Raw genomic sequence first — 23,831 nt, 5'->3', positions numbered from 1 at the left:
TACATAGTAGTTAACAGCCTAATCAACCACATAACTAAGAATATAAAGTTGAGCTGAGCACTATCTCCTTGGTTAGGTATGGCCAAGAAATACTTATTCATAACTCCCCTAGCTGTGTACATTCTCGACGAGCACGGAGAGCCGATAGCTTTCTACAAGTTATATAGAGACAGCATGTCGCGGGAAGAACACGTTAGGCTTCTCTACGACATGGAGCAAGGGAGACTCTCCGAGAAAATCCTAGAATTCATAGCCAGCAACATCAAGAAAGAAGACGAGCTCGTCGTGGAGGATAATGACCTGGGTAGGTTTATTTCAAATAATCTTAAGGATGCCCGCGTTGAGTCAGCTACCAGGGGCGACGCAATATTAAAGGCTAGAGAGAACTTAACCTCTATTATTGAAAAGACAGTTGGGGTAAAACCCCAGGAATATTATAGCCTGGTACATGAACTAATGCTCCAGCTAACTCGACTGAAGGTCAAAGAAGTGGCCGAGAAGAGGGATCTATTCGTTGCACAGGCTATAAACGCTCTGGACGACGTAAACAAGACAATAAATTTATTCGCATCGAGAGTGCGGGAGTGGTACAGCCTACATTTCCCAGAGCTCGACGAGCTAGTAGAAGAGCATGAGGACTATTTCAAGGTTGTGAGTAACATTGGCTTTAGGAGTAAGATGACCAAGGAGAGGCTAAAGGAACTGGGTATAAAGGATGATGTGGCTGAGAAAATAGTAAAGGCTGCTCAGTCGAGCATGGGGGCAGACTTGACGGAGTTTGACCTCGAAGCGATACGTCTTATATCTGATACCGGACTCCGGCTCTACTCTATCAGACGCAGCCTGGAGAAGTACATCGACGAAGCGATGTACGAGGTTGCTCCAAACATCAGAGGCCTTGTTGGGTCATTGCTTGGTGCTAGGCTTATAGCTCTTGCCGGTGGTCTCGACAAACTTGCTAAGCTCCCAGCCAGCACTATTCAAGTCCTAGGGGCCGAGAAAGCCCTGTTCAGGGCGCTACGGTACGGTGCTAAGCCGCCTAAACACGGTGTGATATTCCAGCACCCCTTGATACACAGGTCTCCCAAGTGGCAGAGGGGGAAGATCGCACGGGCTTTAGCCGCTAAACTAGCAATAGCTGCACGCATAGATGCTTTCTCCGGCGAATACCGGGCCGACGAACTTAGAGAGGATCTTGAAAAGAGAGTTGAGGAGATAAAAACGTTATACGCGAAGCCTCCAGTTAAACCTGAGAGAGCAGTAAAAGCAAAAAAGGGTGGAAAAAAGTTCAGAGGTGAAAAGAGATGATTAGGGCTTTAAGAGTAAGAGAACATGAGGCATTCCCACAAGTCTACGTGGTCGAGTTCGAGGATGGAAGCGAGAGACTTGCAACGGTCAATATGGCACCTGGCATCAAGGTATATGGGGAGCAGCTTGTCAACATTGGTGGCAAGGAGTATAGAATCTGGAACCCTTACAGGAGCAAATTAGCTGGAGCAATTTTAAAAGGCCTAAAGACCAACCCGATTAAACCGGGCATAAAAGTCCTGTACTTAGGCGTAGCGTCCGGGACAACACCCAGCCACGTATCAGATATCCTTGGACCTTCCGGCATACTTTACGGAGTCGAGTTTGCCCCTAGAGTAATGAGAGAGTTCATCGAAAAGGTTGCGGCATACAGAACCAACGTAGTACCGCTCCTTGCAGATGCCAGGTTTCCCTCCAAGTACGCCCATATAGTTGAAGCAGTAGACGTTATATACGCAGACATCGCGCAACCATTCCAGAGCAAGTATGTCGCCGATAATGCTGACATGTTTCTAAAGAAAGGTGGCTGGATAATGATGGCTATAAAAGCAATGAGCATAGACGTAACTAAGGCTCCGTCCGAGACCTACAAGAGGGAGATGAACGAGCTTGAACAACGTGGATATAAGGTGAGGGAGGCCCTACACCTAGAGCCATATGACGAAGCGCACGCGTTCGTCGTGGCCCAGAAGACCTGAAGAGCCGTGAACCCGAGTGAACATCGAGCAACTGAAGAGAGAACTCGTACTTGCGATTCCGGATAGTGGAGTACTCTTTGAGAGAGCTGTTGAGGCTTGCAAGAAACGCCCTCCACCCTCTCGATACAGGAGGAAGCTCGAAGCTATTAGAGAAGACACGCTGAAGTGCATAGACAGGGCTTATAAAGTCTTGGAGAACCACTTGAGAAAAGTCGTCGAAACCAGCCCTTTCATCGAGAACCTCCACCCACTTTTCCGCGACTTACTGCTCTTGAATATCAACGTAGACGAATATAAGGTGTGTCTTTCTCGACTCAACTCGTCCAGGAGAATTATCGGAAAAATATACCATGAGTCAAGAAAGAGGATAAAAACGGCGAGCGGAATAAGAGAAACCCTCACTGCTAGAAGAACTTTCTTTGGCAGGATATTCTCGGTTCTTGAAACATTGACCGAGTGCCTGAAGAAGGTTAGATCTTTTCAAGAAGCCTTTCTAAGGCTCCCAGAAGTCGACACGGAGCTCCCGGCAGCGGTGATAGCAGGCGCGCCCAACGTCGGCAAATCAACCGTGCTGCGCGCGCTCACTAGAGCGAAACCTAAGGTGAGTCCGTACCCCTTTACGACCAGGGAACTCATAATAGGCATATTTGAGCGCGGGGATCTGAGAGTGCAGTTAATAGACACACCCGGCCTCTTGGATACCCCCCTTGAAGACAAAAACAGAATCGAGAGGCAGGCAATTCTCGCTATGAGGCACCTAGCATCCCTGATAATCTTCGTAATAGACCCGACGGAGACCTGCGGCTTTCCCCTGGAGTTCCAGAAGACAGTTTTTGATCAAATAGTCTCCAGTTTCTCTGACACTCAGGTAGTCAAGGTGGTTAACAAGATAGACTTGGCAACACAAGAACACTTGGATAATGCTAGAAAATTTTTTGGGGGCTCGGACATCGTGTACATATCAGCCGATAAGAAGTTAAACCTGAACCTACTCGAGAGCGTAATCGAGAAAGTTTTTAGAGAGGAAGCCCAGAGTAGCCAGAAGAAGGAGCTAGGGAGCTAGAAAGGTTTCACTGGGGAAAACGCACCACAGGCCATACATTTTATCGACAGTAGTTTTTTCTCTTTGATTAGCATCGTATCTGCACTACCGCACACGGGGCATTTCACGTAGTCGTTAAAAAACCTTTCAAGTAGCTTGTTGAGAAGCTGGGGAGAGACCTCGCCCTGGATTACTGCTACGTTCTCTTCATAGTAGCCCGGGAGCGCGGTCTCCTTGAGTATAAAGCGCAGGAGAATGTGAGGTTCCCTATTTAAAAGGTCAGCTACGCTCTTGAAGTTTGTTATGTAAACCCTCTTCCCAGTTATTGTTACCTCGAACCTCGGCAGAACGAATCTCTCTCCAGAACTTCTAGGCCTGCGCTTCGGTAGCATCTTGTATGCCCGCTCAATGAGGTCGTCATATGTAGGGAAATCTTCTCCAAGGGTCGTCATTGTCGGTATCAAGTATGTCTTACCTGATAAATGTTATTCTTTTCTTGGTATCTCTTCTACATAGCCTGAATTCACCAGATCTATAGCCAATCTCCTAGGCAGGTACGCCACGTCTCCCTTATTAAATGGCCCGAGGTTTAAGCCGCGATCTAATATTTTCGGGTATGGCTTCAGGAAGAATACGAGTGTTTTCTCTTCCTGCACATTCTCGGATTTTGCCTCTGCGCTTAAATCCGGCTTCATGAGATCCGGGCTAACGGGTTCCTGAGAACGATGAGAGCCTCTCTCGAAAGCCTCGATTGTCGAAAACACTCTCTCCAAGATTTCTCTCTCGAGCCGTGGAAGTGAGTGTATTTCCTCATGCTTAAGAGCACCTGTATAAACAAGCCTCAACTCTTTCGCAAGCCTCATAAGGAAAAGAGACCTTAAGGTCGCCAGGACACTCCTAGTAATAGTCCCCGATGCTCCCTCGCGGCGCACGCTCTCGATAACACTCTCGTAGAAGTTCTCTTCTAATGGCTCCAGGTCGTTGTTCAACATTTCGCGTGTAAATTTCATGTAGATTATTGCATAGTCCATGCGGTCACCGTTACCACACTATAGTCTATCACGAAGCCAACGTGCTATAACACGAAAACAGAGATTTATCGGTTGTGCTTCAAGAGTCCACGCTCTTCTTCCTTATTATGTCCCGGATCTCCTCGAGAACTCTAGGGTCTATGCCCAATGCGTCCTCATAACCACTTGGTATGCTCTCAAGAGTCTCGCGTATTTCGTATGGGAAAACTATCCACTCCTCCACGGTGCGCACATAGAAGTCTGGGTAGATCTTCGCCCAGGGCTTAACGTAGAGAGCTGCACTCTTTACGCCACGTGGCTCGTTAGATGAGAGATGTTCTAGAACAGCCTGCAGAGTAGAGCCACTGTCAACGATGTCATCAACCACGAGTACTGCCTTGCCGGCTACGAGGCCAGGGTTTAAGCCCTCCGCTATAACGGGTTTATCCGAGGCTAGGCCTACACCCTTGTAGAACTTTACAGAGACGTTCGCGATATCACGTACTGATAGTAAATCCGAGAGTATCCTGCCCACAACCAACCCGCCTCTCGCGACAACTAACAGGAGCTCCGGGTGGTATCCGCTCGCAATTATTTGCCTCGCGAGCTCTAGAGTATCGTTGAAGAGATCGCCCCAGGTGATCCTGCGGAGCTTTAATGAAGCATTACCGGCCATGATTCAACGAAGCAGTTCACAAACATAGATTTTACCCTCCCCCCTCAGAGCTAGACCCCCGTTGGGAGCTGTCCAGAAGAGAGTAGAGGATAAAAGACTCCCCACGGAGCACTCTCTACTCTTCTTCTACGGTTTGAATCGTGTCATGGATAGCTCCTCTGCCGTACAATTCCTCTAGTACTAGTAGGGATGCTTGCGGCGGTATTAGACCTATTTCCGTGATTATCGCCGTCACCAGGTACGGAGGTGTTACATCGAATGAGGGGTTGAACACCTTTAGGTAGGGGTTCTTCGCAATGACGTCCTCGGGCAAGACTTCCGTGGGTGTTCTTTCTTCGATGACTACTAGCTCGCCCCACACCGTGTAGGGGCTGAACTTGTAGGTCTCGGTGGCCACGTAGAAGTCTATTCCCCGTTCGCGGGCTATTAAAGCTATCAGGCTCGTCCCAACCTTATTTACTACAGCACCATTCGCGGTTACGGTGTCTGCCCCAACAATTACCTTGTCTACGTCCTTGATGACGCTTCTCACAGCAGAATCCGGCACCAGCGTTACGGCATCTACGCCAGCATCTAACAACATCTTGATTGTTATGTGCCCCTGGAAGAGTGGTCGAGTTTCTGTAGCTATGACCTCTACACTCTTACCCTGCTTTACCGCTGCTTTAATTACCGACACAACAACTTGACTATTACAGTGCGTTAGCACAGTATCTCCATCCCGTAGTAGCCTGCTACCAATCTCCGCGATTCTCTCCACTGCCCTCTCGGAGTAGTCCATGAACTTCTCGGCGTTCTCAATAATCATCCTCTTCGCCTCCTCTACATCCCGGATGCTATCGGCTCTAAGTAGTGGAGAGACAACGTAACTGACGGCATTTGGCAGGGAGACGGCTGTCGGTCGTGTTTTGACTACGTAATCAGCTACAATTCTTATATACTCCTTGAAGTCATCCAGGTTCTGGCCAGTATATTTCTCGGCCGCGATACGCAACGCTAGAGCGCCAGCCCTGGCAATCCTGCCAGCACCTCGTATCCTCATGTTCTTAATGTCGCTGGCAATCTGCACAACCTCCTCAGGAATCGGTTTACCCGTCATACCCCTCAACCATGGATAGCTTGTGAAGCATGCCCTCTAGTGGAACCAGCTTAGGCGGCCAACCGTACAAGTCCCGTACGGTCATTATTACAAAGGACGGGGCTACAAGCCCCTTCTCCGTTATTATTGCGTCAATATATTCAGGCGGAGTGACGTCGAAAAGAGGGGCTCTTACCTTAACGCCCTTTATTCCCTTCTGCTCTAATTGGCTTTTAATCTCTTGCGTGTCTGCCTCCGGTATTTCGACAATTTCACCCACAAGAGTTTCCGGGCTGAACTTGAGAATAGATGTGACAACGAATACTCTCACGCGCGCCTCGTGCGCCGCAAGGGCCATCTGGCTCGACCCGACCTTATTAACATTCGCGCCGTTAGCAGTTACACTCTCAGAGCCTAGCAGAACTTTGTCCACATTCTTCATCACAAAACGCACCGCAGAGTCGACGATTAAAGTCACATCGCAACCCAAGCCCGCAAGCTCAGAGGCAAGCCTGACCCCCTCGCCCCCAGGTCTCGACTCTGTCACAATTACCTTAATATCCTTCCCCCTCCTGAGGGCCTTCTCAACAGACTTCCTAACGAAGACGCTATACGAGGCCGTCAAGATGGTATCGCCGGACTCGATTCGTTTCTCGGCGATTGAAGATGCTTCTTCGATGGCATTCCTTATCCTACTCTTGAGCTCCTCTACTTTTTTAGAAACCTTCTCTACAATCGCATCTATAGGCTCTCCCTGGGAGTCTAGAACAAGTTTTGATACTTCGCGGACGGCATTCATAAGCAGAGCCGACGTCGGGCGCGCTTTTACAACGAGTAATGCGAACTGGGCAAACCTGTCAGGTCTTCTTTCTCGCCTAAGCACCTCTAACATCTGGTCTAGCGCATAGAAAACAACCTCTGTTGAACCGTGAATTCTGCCTGTTCTAATGTTTTCGATAACTTCTTCGCTGGTCATGGGCCTGCCGGATTTATTTTCAACTGCTACACGTCAAAAAAATAAATGTTTACTCGCGGATTATCTCGCTGAGAGCTCTGGCTATTGGGGGAGCAGCGCTAACCCTAGCGAAGGGATTGACAACAGTGTTGGATGTCACAATGTCCCTGGCACCAGCCGATAATATCTTGGACTCAGCCCCCGAGACAAAGAGGCCGTGTGTGCAGGCAACGAGCACTTCTTCTACGCTATTCCTTCTCAAAAGCGAAACTGTTGTCGCGACCGTGGAGCCTGTGCTGATAATATCGTCTACAATAACAGCCCCCCTGATCGCCCCCGATACCCCCTTAATCTCGACATTCTCGTCCCCCCTCCTCTCCTTTTCCAGGACTATGTACTCTGCATTGAGCACTCTCGAAAAGGCTTCGGCCCACTGCCTTGCCTCAACGTCTGGAGCCACGACAACGTAATCATGGCCGTAGTTTTCTCGTACAAAGCGGGCAAGCTCTCCCATTACTGTAGCGTTGAAAGCCCTCACTCTGAATACATCGCTCACCTCCTTGAACCGGTGCAAGTGCATGTCGACAGTCACTAGAGCAGAGATTCCGAGGCTCTCCAGGAACTCGGAAACTATCTTGATGCTTACAGCTTCGCCGGGATTAAACTCCTCGTCCTGCCTAGCGTATGGCATGTAGGGCACCACCAAGACAATTTCCTTGGCGCCTAGCCTCGAGATTGTCCTAGCTGCCAGGAGAGCTTCAATAAGCGCGTCGTTCGGCCTCCTCCCAGGACATACCATCAATACGGCTACCTTGCCAGCCACTTCTACGGGAACCTTAACGTAAATCTCCTTGTCAGGGAACTCCCTTGAGGTGAGAGGTGCTAGAGGGACACCTAAAATCCTCGAGACCTCCAGGCCAAGGTGTGCGCATCCCTGCCCAGGGAGTATCAAAATGTCCTGCCTTGTCACAATCAAGACTACTGTTGTACAATATTATTGTTTCTGCTGGATACTGTCTGCTATTCTCTTTGCCTTGCGGGTAGTTCCCGTTGTCTTTACTACGATGATGGAATTTGTAGTGTCGAGTAAAAGCGATGCGCGGAGTATTTTCACTCCTTCACGTTTCACGCGTACAACAACCATCCCTTCCTTGGACTTATAAATCACCCTTGGAAGAGTACATGAGAGCCCATACACGCCGAAGAGGAGGAGAATGCACTTCCTTATGTGTTCCTCAACCGCCTCTAGTGACGAGAACTCGCGTGTAAGTCTCAAGACCAGGTATCTGTACTTATTCTCTCTCATATTTCATCAATCGGCCGTTCGATCCTGACCCCTTCAATAGGCCTGATGCCCATTCTCTTCTCCAAATTCTCCGCTAAACGCTTCTCGATGAGAGCTGAGGCTGACCTTGCTACACTCTCGACATCAAGTCCTAGCAATAGTTCTGCAAAAGCCAGAAGAGAACGGGGATCTTTCAGTCCTCCTTCACCACTTGAAAGGAGTATCGGAACTTTCTTCCTTGCAGGTTGGAGCAGCAAGCTCCGCACTGAGGAAATATTTCTTGCAAGTAAGAGTAGATCTTCTGTTAGGAAAGAAGAGGCAGTGACTTCGACGAATTTGCCGTACTTCAAGATATAGTCAATGTCTCCCTTGTATAGTTTTGGCGAGGAGCCTGGAATAAGCGTTATAATGTCTATCCTGCGGTCTCTACTTGCAAAAGCCAGCATCTCCCTAGTTGTACCTTCTACAGAGACGAGGTCACACATGCCCCTAATGCGCGGCAATACTTTTTTCACTTCAGCTTTGGAAATTCCAGCAAGGTGGCATCGGAGATAGACCTTTAAACCCCTGTCCAACAAGCTGTCAACTATAGCTCTAGCATTCGCAACGTTCTTGCGGATCTCCTGGAGATCCAGTAGAGGTCTTATAACCAGACAGGGTATGCACGCATTGTACCCAACGCTTAGCGCTCTGAGGTACATGCCTTCTATGGCTTCAACAGAGATGTTCTCAAGTTTGCCGCAGAAGGCGTCATAGAATCTCCTCCTACGCGCACTCACAAATGTGCACCGTACTCTTTCAAGACTCTTTCTAGGTCTTCTCTTCTGCGGATATGCGGTTTAAGCTTTATCACGCACCTTATTACCTCGTCTCCACTACTCAACTTCATTATCCCGTAATATGCCTCCTGCTTGTCGAAACGTAGATAGAGCCTGCCTTTTGCGAATCTGTTCTCAAAGCCTTCGAGGATACCTCTTAAGTCTTCACCCAGCATAGACGAGAAAATATGCCTCACGATCCTGTCCGCTTCCTCCCCGCTAAACTCAAGATGGAGGAGAAGTATGGGATTCCCGTAGAAGCCATACGTAAGGCTCTTTCTAAGAGGAAGGCTATCTGGGCGTCGCAATTCCTCTGGCAGTAAGTTTGTGAGAGCTCGTAGGACACGTTCCTCGTCCTCTGTAGCGTGGATAAAACATGTAAACTCTACAGATACCGCAACATGAGATCTACTCATTGCCTTTATTCTCCTCAGTGACTGTAGAGCCTTCTTCGAGCTTTGCCTTTGCGAGAATCTTTAGAAGTCTCTCACGTGTGATCTTGTACTTCTTCTTCGTCCTGTAGCCGGCTATCCATCTTCTCTCGAGATCTGATTTGACAGCAGGGTGGTTGGGGTCGGCCATTACGACTTCATACCACTTGTACATGCCATCCTCGCCAACCCAGTAGGAGCCGAGGACGACGAGGTTAGGGAATTTCCTGGCCGCCCTCTCCTCAGCTATCCATTGTGCACTCTTGTGGGGGCTATAACCGTAGACGCCCATTCTTTTCGGTCTCCTACCGCTACGTGGCCTAGGCCTATTTAGTCCTCCCTTCCTGACGCGTACCCTAACAATAACGTAGCCTTGCTTGGCTTTATACCCTAGCGCTCTAGCCCTGTTTATCCGTGTTGGCCTCTCAATTCTCACTACTGTAGGCTCCTTTCTCCAAAGCATCAACCTTTCTTTCATCAGTTCCCTATGTTCGCCGTCGAAAGGCCGTTTCCAGATCTCTGCCAGGTATTTCAGGTAGCCCATTACGCGTCCTTAGTCCAACATGGCTTCAAATTCATAAACTTTGCTCATAGTGTGGAGTTGCTAGAAGAACTGTAAGTTGACGACATGCACCAGCTCGTCCTCCGCTTCGTGACAATGTAGTATGAGGACTAGGAAGCTCCCCGAGGGCAGGCGTCCTGCCCGAGGCGATACAGACGCTCTTCGCCGACCCTGTCCTCGATCCCGGCGATGCCCCCTGCGACACCTGGCGCGTGGCTCGCTGCCACGATGCCGTTGATCCTGGGGGTCGTAGGCCGCGACGCACACGAAGAAGCGAAAGTAGTGTGCCAGTGCCGTGAACACCCGCACCGGTAGCCATGACGGTGAAGGCCGGAGAGCCCTGGCGCAACCCGGGGTGCCGGCCGGAGGAGCTGTCCCCCATGGGGGGTCTGAGACCAACCTTTAGGGGGCCTAGGGAGGGGCGAAAGGAGGGACACGCTAGTGCCAGTTCTCTAGCACTACACCGATACCTGCTGCTGTCCTGAAGCCCTTGGGATAGAAGTGAGTTAGGGAAGAGGGGTATCCCTTTGACGCGAGTTTCTCTACGAGGGTTTGTGGGGATTGTTCCACGTCTAGCTTGTATGTTGAGGCTATCTTCTCCGTCGTGTAATACAGAGGCGGCATGTCACGTTCGCTCTCAATCCTTTCTGCTAAGCGTAAGCCCCTCTTACAGAGAATATAATTACTTTGACGCATCGAGTATTCTGAGCGAATCTTTCTGGTAGCCTCTCTGTCCCATAACTCGCTAGTCCAGACCGGCCCTCCTACTTTCCATGTATTGCTACTAAACGGCTTTTCACGTAGGTGTAGCATACCTCGAATACTCATGAGCTGACGCTCAAGGGTGCGCGGGTTGTAGAAGATGAAGCCTATGTTTTCCTCTAGGAAACCCTTTTTCTCCTTTCTCTCTACAATTACGCAGACTCGGATGTGGTGGTCAAGGTAGTAGGAGTAAAATGGTTTTATTATTCTCCCTAGTTTGGCGGCTTCACGTGCTATGAAGTAGAGGAGTATCCTCACACCCTGTTCGCGCGAAAACTCTGTCTCGATACTAAAGGAGAAGTATTTCCTCATGCAAGCCGAAGGGTATATACCTAGTAGCGGGGGCAGATCCGTTGCCGTGACGCATAAGAGACCACCATGCTTCACGGCCTTTAAAGCTGGGTGAATAAAGGGTGCGGGTGTCCCAAATGGATCGATGTCTATAACGTCAGCTTTCGTCGACGAAAGCAACGCATGAGCCTCCATATTTGAGATAGAAGCGATGTCCGTAATGCCATTTAGCGAGACATTCTCTCTAGTTAAGGCCGCAGCCTTGGGATTAATATCGTTGAGTATTACTCTAGAGACACCCGGGACTTCAAGCGCATAACGTATCCCGCGTACCCCTGTGCCGCACATGGCATCGATGACAGAGACCTCACTCTTCCCTGAAAGTTCGAGGTAAACCGACAGAATTACCGTTGAAAGGTCTCTCGAGCACTTCATCCTAGGGTTGTAGAATACAGGAGCCCATATCGGGTCAACATACCCCCTGGTGTCTGCGTAGGCACTTAGGTCACAGTGACGGATAACAGCTCTCCCTTCTCGGCTCTCAGTAAGGGTGCAAAAGTCTCTCATAGGATCCTCTAGTCTAAGACTCCTCTTCTCGCTTCAAAAACCCGAGGATTAAATCTCGGACTTTCCCCGTATCTCTCGCATAGACATACACAAGGCTACTGTTCTCAAACCTATCCACTACTCTCTCAGTTGAAAGTACTACTAGCCTAGTCCTTGTATTTTTAGATACCATAGCTGCTACTTTCACCTCCTCTGACGTTGGATCCTTCTTAAGCGCAACCTTTACTCTAATGTTTTCCCCGATGTATTTAACTCCGGCATCGAAGGGCGCACGAGTAAATACGAAGTTCTCAAATCCTCGATTACGTAGCTCCTGTACTACCGATTTTATCAGTGCATCTCTAGGCTCGATTCTTGACACTTTCATCTTTCCACCGAAGACTTTTTTTAGTGCCTCCATTGATGCCTCTTCGAAAATCTCGTCGCCGAAGATCTCTTCAAGCCTTGATGCTACATCGAGGCTAACATCGCTCTCGCCCTCTTCGTAGTTAATTACGGCCTTGTTAGATACTCCGATCTTCCTTGCTAACTCACCCCTGCTAATCCCCATTTTCTCGCGTAGCTCTCTAAATTTAGACCCCTTAATCTTCACGTAAACGCCGCCATGGGAAGAGTATATTAGGGGGACTCTTGCCCCAGAGATTATAGTGTTTAGAGTCTCCTGATCAACTACAGGAAGACCATGACGTGAGTATACGATGTTCTCTTCGAGCTTCTCGCCAAACATTCTCTCGGTCAGAACAACCGGCAATGCATCTAGAAAACTTGCAACGCTTTTTAGAGTATTAGCAATGCTTGGTGAGAGCTCAGCGACGTCGTCAACTTCCTTGGCAACGACAGTTTCATTCCTGAAAGTGATAACGCGGTCTAGGCAATACTCCCGTTTAGGCAGTTTCAATTGGACTAGTTGCTCCCCCATGAAAGCCTATTATAAACCGTGGAAAAACTCTGTTTTAAGTATTTCCCACCAGCCTACCTGGAGGCTCTCGACTCTGGCCATAGCTACGTGCAGGGGCTGTGCTAAGCTATAAGCTTATAGCTTACTTCACCCCCTTGTGACGTTGGTGACGTGAGTGTCAGAAGTTGAAGTACTGCCGGGGACTACTGTGGGTGTGAAAGTAGTAGACGGCGTCGTGCTGGCTGCTGAAAAACGGGTTTCATATGGGCTGTACTTGATGAGTAAGTCTGGGAAGAAGGTGTACAGGATACTTGACAGGATGGGTCTGGCAAGCGCTGGCCTAATAGCAGACATGCAGACTCTCGCGAGGATAATCGAGGCTGAGATGAGAATATACGAGCTGGACGCTGGCATTACTCCAAGTGTGTGGACAGCCGCTAAACTACTTTCCTATGTTCTCTACGAAAGGAGGTTATTCCCGTACTTTGCAGAAATAATTGTAGGGGGTATGGACGAGACAGGCTCGCACTTGTACTCCCTGGATCCAATAGGGGCTATAATCGAGGACGACTACGTGGCCTTAGGATCCGGTTCGCGACTAGCTATAAGCATTATCGAGAGCAGCTACTCTAGTTCTATGAGCCTGGATGACGCGGAGAAGCTGGCAATAAAAGCTATTGAAGCCGCCATGAAGCGCGACGCCGCTAGCGGAGACGGCATCGACGTGTTAACTATTTCAAAGAAAAGTGTTAGCGAAAAGTCACTAACATGGCCTTTACACTAGGTTTTTAGGCCACTCTACATTATGAATTTACTGAGCTTTAATGGCAGAGGAGGTTTTCTGGATTCTCGATGTTAATTACGAGGTTGTGGGAGAAGTTCCTGAGATCCGTCTCTGGGGAATAAGTGAGAATGGCGAGAGGGTAGCAGTTATAGACCGCAACTTCAGGCCATACTTCTATATTCTCCCTTCACAGGAGAGAGTTACCGATGAGTTTGTCAGAATTATTCGCTCGAGCCTTGCTGGAGTCAAATTCCTCTCACTGGAAAAAGTTGAGAGAAAATATTATGGGAAGTCTGTGGAAGCTGTAAAAGTTGTACTTGCAGACCCCCGTGATGTCCCTAAGGCACGGGAGATTGCTGCCAGGGTAAAGGATGCTAGAGAAGTACTTGAAGCTGACATCAGGTTCTATATGCGCTACATGGTCGATAACGGCGTGAGGCCTAGCTCATGGCACATAGCAAAAGTTAAGGAGGTTGAGAAGCCTCGTAGCTGGAGAGTTGATAGGGTGTACATGGCACTTGAACCCCCCAGGTACATCGAAGAGCAAAAAGTACCTGACCTGAAAATCTATGCCTTTGATATAGAGTGCTACAACAGGTACGGAGAACCTGACCCTGAACGCGACCCCATAATCCTCGTAAGCCGGGCAACACGTAGCGGAGTTGAGACCTTCGAGGCAGACGGGAAAACCGATGAAAGACCACTTCGTGAGTTCATGGAGGACTTACTGTCGGAAGACCCGGATGTAGTCGTAGGGTACAACAGTAACCACTTCGACTGGCCTTACATCATTGCAAGGGCTCACAAGGCAAGGATAAGGTTTGACGTCGCCCGAAGTTCCGGGGAGCCTGCCCAGAGTGTCTATGGCCACTACAGCGTGGTCGGCAGGGCGAACATAGACCTCTATGACTACGCGAGTGAAATACCGGAAGTAAAAGTGAAGACACTCGAGAACATTGCTGACTATCTGGGTGTCTTGAAGAAAAGTGAGCGAGTACTGATAGACCCTATGGCCATTTACGAGTACTGGGACGACGAGACAAAGAGACCGGTTCTTAGGCAGTACAACCGCGACGACGCTGTGAGTACGTTTAGGCTTGCCGAGGTAGTACTCCCATTCGCCATACAGCTATCAAGCCTAGTAGGACTCCCCCTCGACCAAGTATTCGCAGCATCTGTCGGCAATCGTGTCGAGTGGCACCTCATCCGGCAGGCCTTCCTATATGGGGAGCTTGTTCCCAATGCCAAGGAGCGCCCGGAGGAAACCTACAGAGGAGCTATAGTCTTAAAGCCCAAGCCGGGCATCCATGAGGATATTGCCGTGCTGGATTTTTCCTCAATGTACCCAAACATCATGATAAGGTACAACATCTCCCCAGATACATACTTACCGCTAGGGGTCTATGTCCCCGCAGATGAAGTCTATACAGCTCCCGAGGTAGGACACAGGTTTAGGAAGGTGCCGCCTGGCTTCTACGCAAGGGTTCTCACCGATCTGTTAGAGGCGCGGCGCCAAATAAGAGAGCAGATGAAAGGCCTTAGCCCCTCAAGTGACATGTATAGAGTTCTGGACGAGAGGCAGAAGGCTATAAAAGTCGTGACTAACGCCACGTATGGCTATAGTGGGTGGGGTATGGCAAGGTGGTATATGAGGGAGGTTGCTGAAGCTACTACTGCATGGGGGCGCGAACTCATAAAGAAAACACTCGCTTATGCCCAGAGCATCGGTCTTACCGTGATATACGGCGACACAGACAGTATTTTCGTAAAATACGACCCGGAGAAGATTGAGAAGCTGGTAAGTTACGTTGAGGGGAAGCTAGGGTTTGAGATAAAGATCGATAAAGTTTACTCCAAAGTCTTCTTTACGGAGGCGAAGAAACGCTACTGTGGCCTGCTCAAGGATGGAAGGATAGACGTCGTCGGGCTTGAGGCCGTGCGCGGTGACTGGGCAGAAATCTCAAAGGAGATACAGGAGAAGGTTATAGAAGTTGTCTTGCGGGAGGGCGATCCCTGGAGGGCTGTAGAGTATGTCCGGAGCGTAATTCGAGATATCGAATCCGGAAAAATACAGATTTCAAAGCTCATCATCTGGAAGACCCTCTCGAAGAGCCTTGACGAGTATGAAGTAGACGCACCTCACGTTAGAGCAGCCAGGATAATGGCTAGCTCAGGCTGGAAAGTTAGCAAGGGCTCTAAAGTCGGCTACATCGTCGTGAAAGGCGGTGGAAAGGTTTCAGAAAAGGTACTGCCATGGTTCATGGTTAAGGATGCCGCCGAGGTAGACACAGAGTACTACATTGAAAGGCAAATAATCCCGGCTGCACTTCGAATACTCGAGTACTTTGGCATAAAGGAGGAGCACTTCCGCACTGGTAGAAGGCAACCCTCCCTCTTTGACTTCATTAGTTGAAGGCTTACGCTTTTCGTTACTAAAGGAGGTCGAAGAGTAGTATATAGACGTTGCTTGTAAGCTCGTATATGGTGTCGGAGCTGTCCTCAAGCATCTCGGCGACGCTTAGCAGTAGCAGAGACGTGCTACTTGATATATTGGAGTCCAGAATGTTGAAGATTGTGGTACGGTAGATGCTGTCTATTTTATTCTCGTATTCCGATATCTTCTTTATATCCTCTAGTGCCTGAGGAGGATTTGACTGTAGCCTGCCGAGGAGGTCGTCCATAGTGCTAATCATACGTTCAAACTCCTGGCACATGTCTAATAGGTCTGCCTGTATATGTGCTGGTACAACCCAATTTCGCTCAATGAGAAAGCTTAAGCGGTACGTGATACCGCTCAGCCTATCTATAACCTCCATTATTCGAGAACCTATTCTAACCCACTCCTCTTTATGCTCCAGCATTCGGGAAATTTTCGAGAGATAGGTTAAGTATTCTGTCTGGAGATCCTTTGTTTGATTCTTGGCGGCTTGGGCATGCTCTAGGAGCTTCTTCTGGTCTTCCTTCTGCGAGGCGTCATTGAGGCTCCTAATTACCCGGCGTATGTCGCTAAGTATGTCTTGTGCTAGGACGAGCTCCCTCCGTAGTATGGAGATCAGCTTCGCATCTGCTACTGAGACACTAGACACTGCCAACCACCTGCCTGGCTCTAACTGTAGCTATCGTGTTATCTGCAACGCCTTGAGTTTTAAGCTCGTCGGTGTTGCACCACACCTCGTTTTGGGGCACCTTATCATTAGGCCGAGACTCGAAGTAGAGCTTCTTCTTCCCTGCGATGACGACCTCTATAGCCGAGGTTATACCTAGCTCCGCCATTGTTGTTGGGTTCATGTATGCCTTGCCCTCAGGCACTTCATCAAGCCTCCTCAAACGTAACCTACGCTCTTTCCTCTGCACTATAACACCCAGGAGTAAATACTTGTTTTAAATATATTTTATTCGTTCTGCCCTCAAAGAAGTCAAAGCTGCTCCGCTCTCCTAACTCTTAGCTTACGAATCCCTCCCTGGCAGAAAGCATAAACAATGCCCCTCTTTGAGACGAGACTCGTCCTCTCGACCTCTTCCCTTGGAAGACCTATCTTCAACAGATCCTGGGCTTGTGGACTATGGAGCAGGATCAACTGGCAATTCCTCAAGACACGCTCCGAGATGTCGTCTACTCTCTGCGAGACCGCCACTACCTGCTCTCCGAACTTCCTCAATTCAAGAAAAAGGCGCTCCCCTATAGATGGTGGCTCCCACCTAGCTCTGTACGGCACAATATTCCAGGCCTCCTCAATCACAGTAACATGAACGATCCTGTCTGCAACGCCTCTGATATAGACAGAGTAATCATAGAGGTGTTTTAAAAGGACAAGCGCTAAGAGGCCTCTATACTTTAGCGGCAAGACGCTGAAGTCAACTGAGGCGTTTTCCTCAAATAGAAAGTATGGAGGCTTGTCGCCGTTCAGAACTCGCCCCATTACGCCCTCGTTGAGGATAGCTAGCCTCCTCAGCAGAGCCGCCTTTATCTCATAGTCCCTCCAATCTTTGACGGGTTGCTCCTCTATTGCCGAGATTAGTGTCGAGAGCTTTATTGGAGGTCTTATCTCGCGTAGACTTCTCTGCAGGAGGTACCATTGTGGCTCCGAGAGCAGAAAGACATGAGAGAAGAGATCCACTATAAACTCGGGGTCATACTTGAGAGCATCCCCCAACTCCAGAATGTTCATCTCGAGATTCTCGCCAGGAATATACCGCCTTAGCCCTTTATACTCACCGTGCCAGTCCAGAACTAGCACTTTAATGTTCCTCTTGAGAAGCTCCTCTAAGAGAACTTTTACTGTGTTCGTCTTGCCGCTACCCGTCGGGCCGATAACCAAGATATGGGTCTCAGGGATTAAGACTGTCGAGGGTATGTAGCCGGAAAGATTCACTTTTAAAGGCTTCACAATAATAGAAGAACGAGAGGATAAAAGGTTGTCACCATGGATTCCAATAACAGAGAACTCCCCATCGACGGTTACCTTAGGGTGCTCCCCGGAGAAATAACAGAAGAAAACATGGTAAGAGAGGGGCCATTAAACTTTCTAGTCATCAAAACAGGAAGGATTCTACTTAAGTCTAGGAGGCTATGCACAGTTGGCACTGTGAGTAGTGTCTATAGTGGGAAGCATTTTACAGATATAGTCCTCTCTCTCGACAACGGGCAAATCACGGTCAGGTTATGGGAGAGTAGCGGTCTTTTGGCCCAACTAGGAGAGCCCGCAGAAAACACGCCGTTGCTTGTGCTAGGAGTCTTGAAGGAGTACAGAGGGCAAGCCTATATTTCAGCTACTCTCATGAGAAAAGTCACGCAAGAATATTTAGCAGCGTTCAAACGGAAGCTGAAGTCGGATAGATTGATCCTCGAGGACATGATAAACAATAATAGGTAGCCCTTGCTTGATAATCTCCAGGGATTATTTTATGCCTGAAAAGAAGAGGAAAGAGGAAAAGCAGCCCCCTGCGATAGACTTAACGGCATTCCTCTCCACGCAAGAGCAGCAACCCTCAAAAGCGGAGGGAAAAGCAGCCTCAGCTTCCCGTGAGGCCCTCCTCACGGAGGAAGTGGAGAGAGCCCTTTTACAACGTATCAGACAGGAGCCGGGAGGCTTGACGAGGAGCCAGCTCTATGAATGGAGCAAGAAGAAAGGGGTGAGCCCTGCTGTATTTTACAAGGCTTTAACTTCACTCGTGGAGAAAGGCTTGGTTCAGCGCAGGTTTGACTCGACACGCGAAGAGTACGTGTTCGTTACCACGCAATAGGTTTTTATGTCTTTGAGAAGCGTTTCTTCAACTCTCTATACTCCTCCTGCGGCACTTTCGAGGCTTCTCCTTTACCCTCCTCGGTCAAGTTAACCTCGTAACCGGTCATTGAGATATATCCTTTTTCCCGTAAGCCGCGTATCGCCTCTGCAAACCCATTAACCACCCGGTTAAAGTTCGGGTTCTTCCGCGGCAGGAACTCTTCCGCGATAAACTCGGCCAAGTATTCCTCCGGCGAACTGCTCCCCGACTGGTAGTATATCTTCCCGCCGTACTCGTGGTAGATATACGCTAGCACGAATTTTTCTACGCCTGTGAGACTCAACTCCGTTCACCGAGAGCACTTCTAATAAACAATTATATTTGCTTTTGCTTGCGCCCCTCCTACACCCTGATGTTACTGAGGGTGAAGGCGTGGTGTTGATACTGTTATTGCTCTTTAGCACTCTAGACAAGAGAGGCCGCGGCAGGCTTGTGGAGGCTGCGAGTTTTAGTGGGCATAACGGAAAGGGAGCACCCTTTACTAGATTAGAAAAACATCTCAGAGAGGTCATCGGCAAGCGTGATACCGGCTGCCCCTCCAAAGAGAGAGTTTTCTCTGGCGCTAGATCAAAAACATAGAGCTAGCAAACCCCTCTTTTGCAAAAACGATTATTTAATTAAAACATGTAAAAATATGCGGCCGCCGGGATTTGAACCCGGGTTCTGCGGCTTGGGAGGCCGCCATCCTACCAGACTAGACTACGGCCGCGCATGCACTACTTTTACCTTACTAAGCTCTGAATATTAACTTTTCTTCTCGATAAGGCGGAGACAAACCTCTCCTACCACAAACGCAAAGGTAGAGTGCATGCCAAAAGCCCCGTTTTATGAAGCGGATAATCGGCTTAGTAAAAATGATGCCGGGGCCGGGATTCGAACCCGGGGAAGTTCCGCATACCCCTGTAGCAGGGGTATGTACCGGATTATGAGTCCGGCGCCCTAGACCAGGCTAGGCGACCCCGGCTCAAGAAAACAGAGCAGTAGACCAAATATATCCGTTACGCTTGCCCACCACCCGGCTGAGACGGTGATCCCTTCTGCCCGAGCTGTAGTGCCCGCTCTTAGAGCTTCTCGTTTCCTGAGATCAAGCTCTAAAATGACACTCTAGATGCGTATATCTTCTGCCTCAACTCGTCGATGAAGGTCTCAACACCCTTGACTTGAGGTAGCCGCGTCATTACGTCGCGCTCGGTGAGGATGCCTACAGGTTTTCCGCCTGAAGAAACCATTACGGCGCCAATACCGCGATCCTTCATATGCCTGATAGCTCTACCCACGTCGTCTTCGGGGTCTACAGTTACCACAGGTCTGCTCGCGATGTAGGCTAGAGGAGTCTCATAAACTGCTTCCACGTGCCCAGCCTGCATCATCTTCAAGGAGTCCTCAGAAGCCAGGAAACCTATGATATCCTTCACTGTCACTATGCCATGTAGAGCGCCTCCTGCTACGAGTGGTATGCGCCTAACCCTACGCTCACTCATTAATTGTAGACCTCTCCTTACAGTGTCACTGGGAGCTAGGCTTACAAGGTTCCTCGTCATTATCTCCTTGACTTTAACGTGTGTCTCTGCATCTGCGAAAAGCAACATCATGTGGCGCTCGGAGATGAGACCCACCAGCTTATTCTCCCTGTCTACAACGGCTAGGGCCCCTACGCCCCTATAGAACATTGTTTCAACGACCTCCCTAAGGTCTGAGTCCACGTAGACGAACGGGGGCTTGTAGCTGAGCGCTGACGCGTCGACCTCTTTGAGCGCCCTATAAACATCACCGCCGTAGCCCTTTACAACGATGTCATTAAACCTCCTGCCGCCCAGGAAGTCCATGAGGTCGCGTGCAGATACCATGCTCACCAGCCTTCCAGCGTCATCCACCAGCGGACAGTGCCTGACACGTCTCGAGGCCATCCCCAATAGCACGTCGAGAACCCTTGCCCTTATGCCCAGGTAGAGCGCAGGGGGATAGCGGCCGACACCTAACTCCAGAACTTTCATCGTGAATAAACGACATCAGAGGTTAAAATCTGTTATCTGTTTAAAAGGACTTCAACAATTAACGAATACTAGAATTGGAAAAATCCGCATAGCCCGTTGAAGGTTGAGATAAGAGAGTAGAAGAAAACATCGCGCCGCGTAGGAGTTTTATGCTCAGGCTCACACCAGTAGACAGCCTCGGGCTATTGGGAGTGGCCGGCTCGCACCTCGGGCAAAAGCCCTCGGTGCTTACACCGCCACCCCATCAACCCCGTCTTCTACGGGTGCCCTCGTCTCGGCCAAGGAGCTCCGTCGCCGGAGCCCATAATGGCCGAGAGTGGCCGCCTCGTCTCGGGGTGGGTTTCCCGCTTAGATGCCTTCAGCGGTTACCCCTTGCGGCGTGGCTGCCCGGCAGTGCCCTGCCGGACAACCGGTAAACTAGAGGCCGCGGCCCGCCGTTCCTCTCGTACTGAGCGGACCATCCCCTCAGGCGGCCAACGGTCCCGGCAGGTAGAGTCCGACCTGTCTCGCGACGGTCTAAACCCATCTCACGTTCCCTTTTAATGGGCGAGCAGCCCCACTCTTGGCCCCTGCTGCAGGGCCAAGCTAGGAAGAGACGACGTCTGGGTACCAAACCGCGGGGTCGATGTGAACTCTCGCCCGCGACGAGCCGGTTATTCCCGGGGTAACTTTTCTGTCATGCCCGGCCCCCACCGAAGGGGGCACGAGCGTTCGCTAGGCCCCGGTTTCCCGCCTGCGCCCCATGCGTTTAAGGGCGCAGTCAGCCCGGCTTTTGGCCTTGCCCTCTACGGCGGAGTTCTGACCCGCCTGAGCCGAGCTTTGGGCACCCCTGATACCTTTTCAGGGGTGTGCCGCCCCAGCCGAACAGCCCACCTGGCGCTGTCCCCCAGGGTTGCCCCAGGGTTAGGGGTACAGCCGCGAGTGAGCGGTGTTTCATGATCGCATCCACCAGCCCCGGAGGACTGGTTTCATCGCTCCCGCCTACACTACGCACCCGCAGCCGTACCCCAACGCCAGGCTGCTGTGAAGCTCCACGGGGTCTTCTCGCCCCACCGGGACTCCCAGGACTCTGCACCTGGTTGCGGGTTCAGCGGGTCCCGGGCTGGGACAGTGGGGACCTCGTTGATCCATTCATGCGCGCCGGAACTTACCCGGCAAGGCATTTGGCTACCTTAAGAGAGTCAGAGTTACTCCCGGCCTTCAGCGGCGCTTCGCCCGGTTGTACCCGGGTTTCACGTACCGCCAGTGGCCAGGATTCAGCCCCCGTACTCACCCTTTCGGGCTCGCGGGGACCTATGTTTTTATTAAACAGTCGGGTCCCCCTTGTCACTGCGACCTGCGATCCCGGGGGTATACCCCAAGACCGCAGGCACCCCTTATCCCGAAGTTACGGGGCCAATTTGCCGAGTTCCCTAGCCCGGGTTACCCCGCCACGCCTTGGGCTTCTCACCCAGGGGCACCTGTGTCGGTTCTCGGTACGGTCGTGGGGGATCCTTCCCCGCTCCCTTTTCACTGGCCCCGGGATTCGGGGGAACCCGCCTAACGGCGGGCCCATCACGCCTTCACCCGCTTCTCGCCATGACGGCACTCCGCGGGCTTCAGCGCTTGGATAGGGCGGCAACCCTACTCCCCCTATCCCGAGGCGTCAGGAGCGGGGCCTTGCGTTGCCGCGAAACGTACCCCCACGGCAGGGGAATATTAACCCCTTTCCCTTTCGGCGGCACCAGGTTAAGGGCCGCCTTAGGACCGGCTAACCCTCAGCCGACGACCGTTGCTGAGGAACCCTGGCCCTTTCGGCGGAGGGGATTCTCACCCCTCTTGCGCTCTTACTACCGCCGGGATTTTCGTTCCGGGCGGATCCACCGGACCTCACGGCCCGGCTTCTAGTCCACCCGGACGCCCCCCTACCGGATCACCCTGCAATGCAGGGTGCCCCGGGGTCTCGGCGGCCGGCTTAGTCCCGCTAATCTTCGGGGCCCCCCGCCTCGGCGGGTAAGCTGTTACGCACTTCTTAGCCGATGGCTGCTTCTAAGCCTACGGCCCCGCTGTCTAAGGCGGGGGACACCCTTCTGGCTTGACACTTTAGCCGGCACTTTGGGGCCTTAACCCCGGTCTGGGTTGTTCCCCTCTCGGCCTGGCGGCTTATCCGCCAGAACCCGTCTCCGCCCTTCTACGGTGCCGACCGGTTCGGGGTTCGAAAGGGAGCCGGGGCCTTTCGGCCCCTGCACCCCCAATCGGTGCCCTACCCGATCGGCCACCTCCGGGCGGGCCGGGCTGGGACCCGCTTCGGGGGGAACCAGCTATCACCGAGCTTGATTGGTCTTTTGCCCCTAGGCCGAGGTCAGAGGAACGAATTGCACGTCAGAACCCCTGCGGGCCTCCACCCGGCTTTCGCCGGGCTTCACCCTGCCCCGGCCTAGATCGCTCGGTTTCTGGTCTCACGGCTGTGACTCCGGGCCCTTTCAGACCCCGCCCCACGCCGGTCGTAATGACCGGCTACGGGCATGTCGGTTTCCCTACGCCTTCGGGGCTAGAAACCCCTTAGGCTCGCCACAGCCGTGAACTCCCCGGCCCGTGTTTCTAGACGTAAGGCGTGACTCCGGTCCCCTCCCCTCGTACTCCCCGGTTGCCCGGGTTTCCTTCGGGGAGGATCGACCCTTTCGAGCCACGCCACCTGTAGCCGTCCGGTTTCAGGCTCTTTTCACCCCCCTTCCGGGGTACTTTTCAGCTTTCCCTCACGGTACTTAGTTCGCTATCGGTCTCGGGACGTATTTAGCCTTGGAGGTCGGTGCCCCCCAGCTTCCCACGGCAAAACCAAGCCGTGGTACTCAGGGACACCCGCCATCTCCCCCTCGGGTTTCGCCTACGGGGCTGTCACCCTCTACGGCGGGGCTTTCCAGCCCACTTCGGCTACCCGAGGTTGGGAGGCGCGGGGCCCTGCAACACCACATCCGCCTAGGCTCGTCGCCTAGGAGTTCGGTTTGGGCTCTCCCCCTTTCGGTCGCCCCTACTCAGGGGATCCCAATTGGTTTCTTCTCCTCCCCCTACTAAGATGTTTCCGTTGGGGGGGTTCCCGCTCGGTACTCCCCCTGGAAGGGTTTCCCGAGCGCTACGGGCTATTCGCCCGTAGCAGGAGGTCCCATTCGGCGATCCCCGGATCAAAGCCTGCCTGCGGCTACCCGGGGCGTATCGCCGCTTGCCACGGCCTTCTTCGGCGCCCGAGCCAAGCCATCCACCGGACGGCTTCGAGCCGTCTACTGGTATGAGCCTGATCTGCATACTCCTACGCGGCGCTCATTATCCCCACGCACATGCATGGGGATCACGCCCTTCATCCAGGAGGGCTACCCTCCTGGGTTGCATCCCGAATGGAGCGTGAGGCGCGG

Annotated in this window: 24 protein-coding genes, 2 tRNA genes and 1 rRNA gene; 7 read left to right on the top strand and 20 right to left on the bottom strand. The window is 51.4% G+C overall.

Translation table 11 applies throughout. The features are described from left to right. Window positions 1-78 precede the first annotated feature (78 nt). From IG193_RS05665 to IG193_RS05655, 3 genes are read left to right on the top strand one after another with little or no spacing between them, the layout of a single operon-like run. Window positions 79-1,308 carry a C/D box methylation guide ribonucleoprotein complex aNOP56 subunit gene (locus IG193_RS05665; protein WP_192818229.1) on the top strand — a complete coding sequence of 410 codons (1,230 nt, stop codon included), beginning with the start codon at window positions 79-81 and terminating at the stop codon, window positions 1,306-1,308. Next, window positions 1,305-2,006 carry a fibrillarin-like rRNA/tRNA 2'-O-methyltransferase gene (locus IG193_RS05660; RefSeq protein ID WP_192818228.1) on the top strand — a complete coding sequence of 234 codons (702 nt, stop codon included), beginning with the start codon at window positions 1,305-1,307 and terminating at the stop codon, window positions 2,004-2,006. The genes IG193_RS05665 and IG193_RS05660 overlap by 4 nt, the downstream gene beginning before the upstream one ends. A 16-nt stretch (window positions 2,007-2,022) precedes the next feature. Then, complete coding sequence (locus IG193_RS05655; protein ID WP_192818227.1) at window positions 2,023-3,069, top strand: NOG1 family protein; 1,047 nt, start codon at window positions 2,023-2,025, stop codon at window positions 3,067-3,069. Here the strand turns inward: IG193_RS05655 and IG193_RS05650 are convergent. The 12 genes from IG193_RS05650 to IG193_RS05595 form a co-directional block, all read right to left on the bottom strand. Next, window positions 3,066-3,500: a translation initiation factor IF-2 subunit beta gene (locus tag IG193_RS05650; RefSeq protein WP_192818226.1), complete on the bottom strand. Its 435-nt coding sequence runs from the start codon at window positions 3,498-3,500 to the stop codon at window positions 3,066-3,068. The two genes, IG193_RS05655 and IG193_RS05650, sit on opposite strands and share 4 nt — an antisense overlap. A gap of 33 nt (window positions 3,501-3,533) precedes the next feature. Then, entirely contained in the window at window positions 3,534-4,079 is a 546-nt protein-coding gene (locus tag IG193_RS05645; protein WP_192818225.1) for a DNA replication complex subunit Gins51, read from the bottom strand. 79 nt (window positions 4,080-4,158) lie between these two features. Continuing rightward, entirely contained in the window at window positions 4,159-4,734 is a 576-nt protein-coding gene (locus tag IG193_RS05640) for a phosphoribosyltransferase (RefSeq protein ID WP_192818224.1), read from the bottom strand. 115 nt (window positions 4,735-4,849) lie between these two features. Continuing rightward, window positions 4,850-5,833 carry a ribose 1,5-bisphosphate isomerase gene (locus IG193_RS05635; protein ID WP_192818223.1) on the bottom strand — a complete coding sequence of 328 codons (984 nt, stop codon included), beginning with the start codon at window positions 5,831-5,833 and terminating at the stop codon, window positions 4,850-4,852. After that, the gene (locus IG193_RS05630) at window positions 5,823-6,788 is read right to left on the bottom strand and encodes a translation initiation factor eIF-2B (RefSeq protein WP_192818222.1); all 966 of its coding nucleotides are present in this window, start codon (window positions 6,786-6,788) and stop codon (window positions 5,823-5,825) included. Before IG193_RS05630 ends, IG193_RS05635 begins: the two co-directional genes overlap by 11 nt. Before the next feature lie 49 nt (window positions 6,789-6,837). After that, the gene (locus IG193_RS05625) at window positions 6,838-7,737 is read right to left on the bottom strand and encodes a ribose-phosphate diphosphokinase (RefSeq protein ID WP_192818221.1); all 900 of its coding nucleotides are present in this window, start codon (window positions 7,735-7,737) and stop codon (window positions 6,838-6,840) included. Window positions 7,738-7,761: 24 nt separating this feature from the next. Continuing rightward, complete coding sequence (locus IG193_RS05620; protein ID WP_192818220.1) at window positions 7,762-8,073, bottom strand: Rpp14/Pop5 family protein; 312 nt, start codon at window positions 8,071-8,073, stop codon at window positions 7,762-7,764. After that, window positions 8,070-8,831 (bottom strand): RNase P subunit p30 family protein, encoded by a 762-nt coding sequence (locus IG193_RS05615; RefSeq protein WP_192818219.1) that lies wholly within the window; start codon window positions 8,829-8,831, stop codon window positions 8,070-8,072. Before IG193_RS05615 ends, IG193_RS05620 begins: the two co-directional genes overlap by 4 nt. After that, on the bottom strand, window positions 8,828-9,286 hold the full coding sequence (locus tag IG193_RS05610) for an RNA-binding domain-containing protein (RefSeq protein WP_192818218.1): 459 nt from the start codon (window positions 9,284-9,286) through the stop codon (window positions 8,828-8,830). The genes IG193_RS05615 and IG193_RS05610 overlap by 4 nt, the downstream gene beginning before the upstream one ends. After that, a complete protein-coding gene (locus IG193_RS05605) occupies window positions 9,279-9,845 on the bottom strand; it encodes a 50S ribosomal protein L15e (RefSeq protein WP_192818217.1) in 567 nt (188 codons plus the stop codon). The genes IG193_RS05610 and IG193_RS05605 overlap by 8 nt, the downstream gene beginning before the upstream one ends. A gap of 456 nt (window positions 9,846-10,301) precedes the next feature. Continuing rightward, entirely contained in the window at window positions 10,302-11,483 is a 1,182-nt protein-coding gene (locus IG193_RS05600; RefSeq protein ID WP_192818216.1) for a tRNA (guanine(10)-N(2))-dimethyltransferase, read from the bottom strand. 13 nt (window positions 11,484-11,496) lie between these two features. Beyond that, window positions 11,497-12,402 carry a helix-turn-helix domain-containing protein gene (locus IG193_RS05595; RefSeq protein WP_218042120.1) on the bottom strand — a complete coding sequence of 302 codons (906 nt, stop codon included), beginning with the start codon at window positions 12,400-12,402 and terminating at the stop codon, window positions 11,497-11,499. 154 nt (window positions 12,403-12,556) lie between these two features. Between IG193_RS05595 and psmB the strand changes: the two genes are divergently transcribed. After that, window positions 12,557-13,165, top strand: coding sequence for an archaeal proteasome endopeptidase complex subunit beta (gene psmB, locus IG193_RS05590; protein WP_192818214.1), 609 nt, complete (start codon window positions 12,557-12,559; stop codon window positions 13,163-13,165). Window positions 13,166-13,205: 40 nt separating this feature from the next. Further along, window positions 13,206-15,578 (top strand): DNA-directed DNA polymerase, encoded by a 2,373-nt coding sequence (locus IG193_RS05585; protein ID WP_192818213.1) that lies wholly within the window; start codon window positions 13,206-13,208, stop codon window positions 15,576-15,578. A 19-nt stretch (window positions 15,579-15,597) separates the two neighbouring features. Here the strand turns inward: IG193_RS05585 and IG193_RS05580 are convergent, their stop codons facing one another. From IG193_RS05580 to IG193_RS05570, 3 genes are all read right to left on the bottom strand, one after another. Continuing rightward, window positions 15,598-16,251, bottom strand: coding sequence for a hypothetical protein (locus IG193_RS05580; protein ID WP_192818212.1), 654 nt, complete (start codon window positions 16,249-16,251; stop codon window positions 15,598-15,600). Further along, window positions 16,244-16,474: a hypothetical protein gene (locus IG193_RS05575; protein WP_225876052.1), complete on the bottom strand. Its 231-nt coding sequence runs from the start codon at window positions 16,472-16,474 to the stop codon at window positions 16,244-16,246. Before IG193_RS05575 ends, IG193_RS05580 begins: the two co-directional genes overlap by 8 nt. A 107-nt stretch (window positions 16,475-16,581) precedes the next feature. After that, a complete protein-coding gene (locus IG193_RS05570) occupies window positions 16,582-17,553 on the bottom strand; it encodes an ATP-binding protein (protein ID WP_192818211.1) in 972 nt (323 codons plus the stop codon). A gap of 36 nt (window positions 17,554-17,589) precedes the next feature. On the opposite strand from IG193_RS05570, the gene IG193_RS05565 reads away from it, so the two are divergent. Together IG193_RS05565 and IG193_RS05560 are read left to right on the top strand one after the other, a co-directional pair. Further along, a complete protein-coding gene (locus IG193_RS05565; RefSeq protein ID WP_192818210.1) occupies window positions 17,590-18,039 on the top strand; it encodes an RFA2 family protein in 450 nt (149 codons plus the stop codon). A gap of 31 nt (window positions 18,040-18,070) precedes the next feature. After that, complete coding sequence (locus IG193_RS05560; protein ID WP_192818209.1) at window positions 18,071-18,409, top strand: hypothetical protein; 339 nt, start codon at window positions 18,071-18,073, stop codon at window positions 18,407-18,409. Window positions 18,410-18,413: 4 nt separating this feature from the next. On the opposite strand, the gene IG193_RS05555 is transcribed toward IG193_RS05560, so the two are convergent. From IG193_RS05555 to IG193_RS05535, 5 genes are all read right to left on the bottom strand, one after another. Beyond that, window positions 18,414-18,734 (bottom strand): hypothetical protein, encoded by a 321-nt coding sequence (locus IG193_RS05555; RefSeq protein ID WP_192818208.1) that lies wholly within the window; start codon window positions 18,732-18,734, stop codon window positions 18,414-18,416. Between the two features lie 352 nt (window positions 18,735-19,086). Beyond that, a tRNA-Gly gene (locus IG193_RS05550) sits at window positions 19,087-19,160 on the bottom strand. Window positions 19,161-19,309: 149 nt separating this feature from the next. Next, a tRNA-Met gene (locus IG193_RS05545) sits at window positions 19,310-19,415 on the bottom strand. A 127-nt stretch (window positions 19,416-19,542) separates the two neighbouring features. Next, window positions 19,543-20,445 (bottom strand): CBS domain-containing protein, encoded by a 903-nt coding sequence (locus IG193_RS05540; protein WP_192818207.1) that lies wholly within the window; start codon window positions 20,443-20,445, stop codon window positions 19,543-19,545. Between the two features lie 165 nt (window positions 20,446-20,610). Continuing rightward, window positions 20,611-23,705, bottom strand: a 23S ribosomal RNA gene (locus IG193_RS05535). Window positions 23,706-23,831 lie beyond the last annotated feature (126 nt).

The organism is Infirmifilum lucidum (genome assembly GCF_014876775.1).
GTDB classification, from domain to species: domain Archaea; phylum Thermoproteota; class Thermoprotei; order Thermofilales; family Thermofilaceae; genus Thermofilum; species Thermofilum lucidum.
This window is presented reverse-complemented; position numbering and strand designations above follow the sequence as displayed.

Bases quoted from the DNA above. Each gene is read 5' to 3' on its own strand.
- IG193_RS05650 (WP_192818226.1), bottom strand. From the start codon at position 3,500: ATGACGACCCTTGGAGAAGATTTCCCTACATATGACGACCTCATTGAG.
- IG193_RS05635 (WP_192818223.1), bottom strand. From the start codon at position 5,833: ATGACGGGTAAACCGATTCCTGAGGAGGTTGTGCAGATTGCCAGCGAC.
- IG193_RS05660 (WP_192818228.1), top strand. From the start codon at position 1,305: ATGATTAGGGCTTTAAGAGTAAGAGAACATGAGGCATTCCCACAAGTC.
- IG193_RS05610 (WP_192818218.1), bottom strand. From the start codon at position 9,286: ATGAGTAGATCTCATGTTGCGGTATCTGTAGAGTTTACATGTTTTATC.
- IG193_RS05585 (WP_192818213.1), top strand. From the start codon at position 13,206: ATGGCAGAGGAGGTTTTCTGGATTCTCGATGTTAATTACGAGGTTGTG.
- IG193_RS05645 (WP_192818225.1), bottom strand. From the start codon at position 4,079: ATGGACTATGCAATAATCTACATGAAATTTACACGCGAAATGTTGAAC.
- IG193_RS05605 (WP_192818217.1), bottom strand. From the start codon at position 9,845: ATGGGCTACCTGAAATACCTGGCAGAGATCTGGAAACGGCCTTTCGAC.
- IG193_RS05560 (WP_192818209.1), top strand. From the start codon at position 18,071: ATGCCTGAAAAGAAGAGGAAAGAGGAAAAGCAGCCCCCTGCGATAGAC.
- IG193_RS05665 (WP_192818229.1), top strand. From the start codon at position 79: ATGGCCAAGAAATACTTATTCATAACTCCCCTAGCTGTGTACATTCTC.
- IG193_RS05630 (WP_192818222.1), bottom strand. From the start codon at position 6,788: ATGACCAGCGAAGAAGTTATCGAAAACATTAGAACAGGCAGAATTCAC.
- IG193_RS05600 (WP_192818216.1), bottom strand. From the start codon at position 11,483: ATGAGAGACTTTTGCACCCTTACTGAGAGCCGAGAAGGGAGAGCTGTT.
- IG193_RS05620 (WP_192818220.1), bottom strand. From the start codon at position 8,073: ATGAGAGAGAATAAGTACAGATACCTGGTCTTGAGACTTACACGCGAG.
- IG193_RS05540 (WP_192818207.1), bottom strand. From the start codon at position 20,445: ATGAAAGTTCTGGAGTTAGGTGTCGGCCGCTATCCCCCTGCGCTCTAC.
- IG193_RS05565 (WP_192818210.1), top strand. From the start codon at position 17,590: ATGGATTCCAATAACAGAGAACTCCCCATCGACGGTTACCTTAGGGTG.
- IG193_RS05640 (WP_192818224.1), bottom strand. From the start codon at position 4,734: ATGGCCGGTAATGCTTCATTAAAGCTCCGCAGGATCACCTGGGGCGAT.
- IG193_RS05595 (WP_218042120.1), bottom strand. From the start codon at position 12,402: ATGGGGGAGCAACTAGTCCAATTGAAACTGCCTAAACGGGAGTATTGC.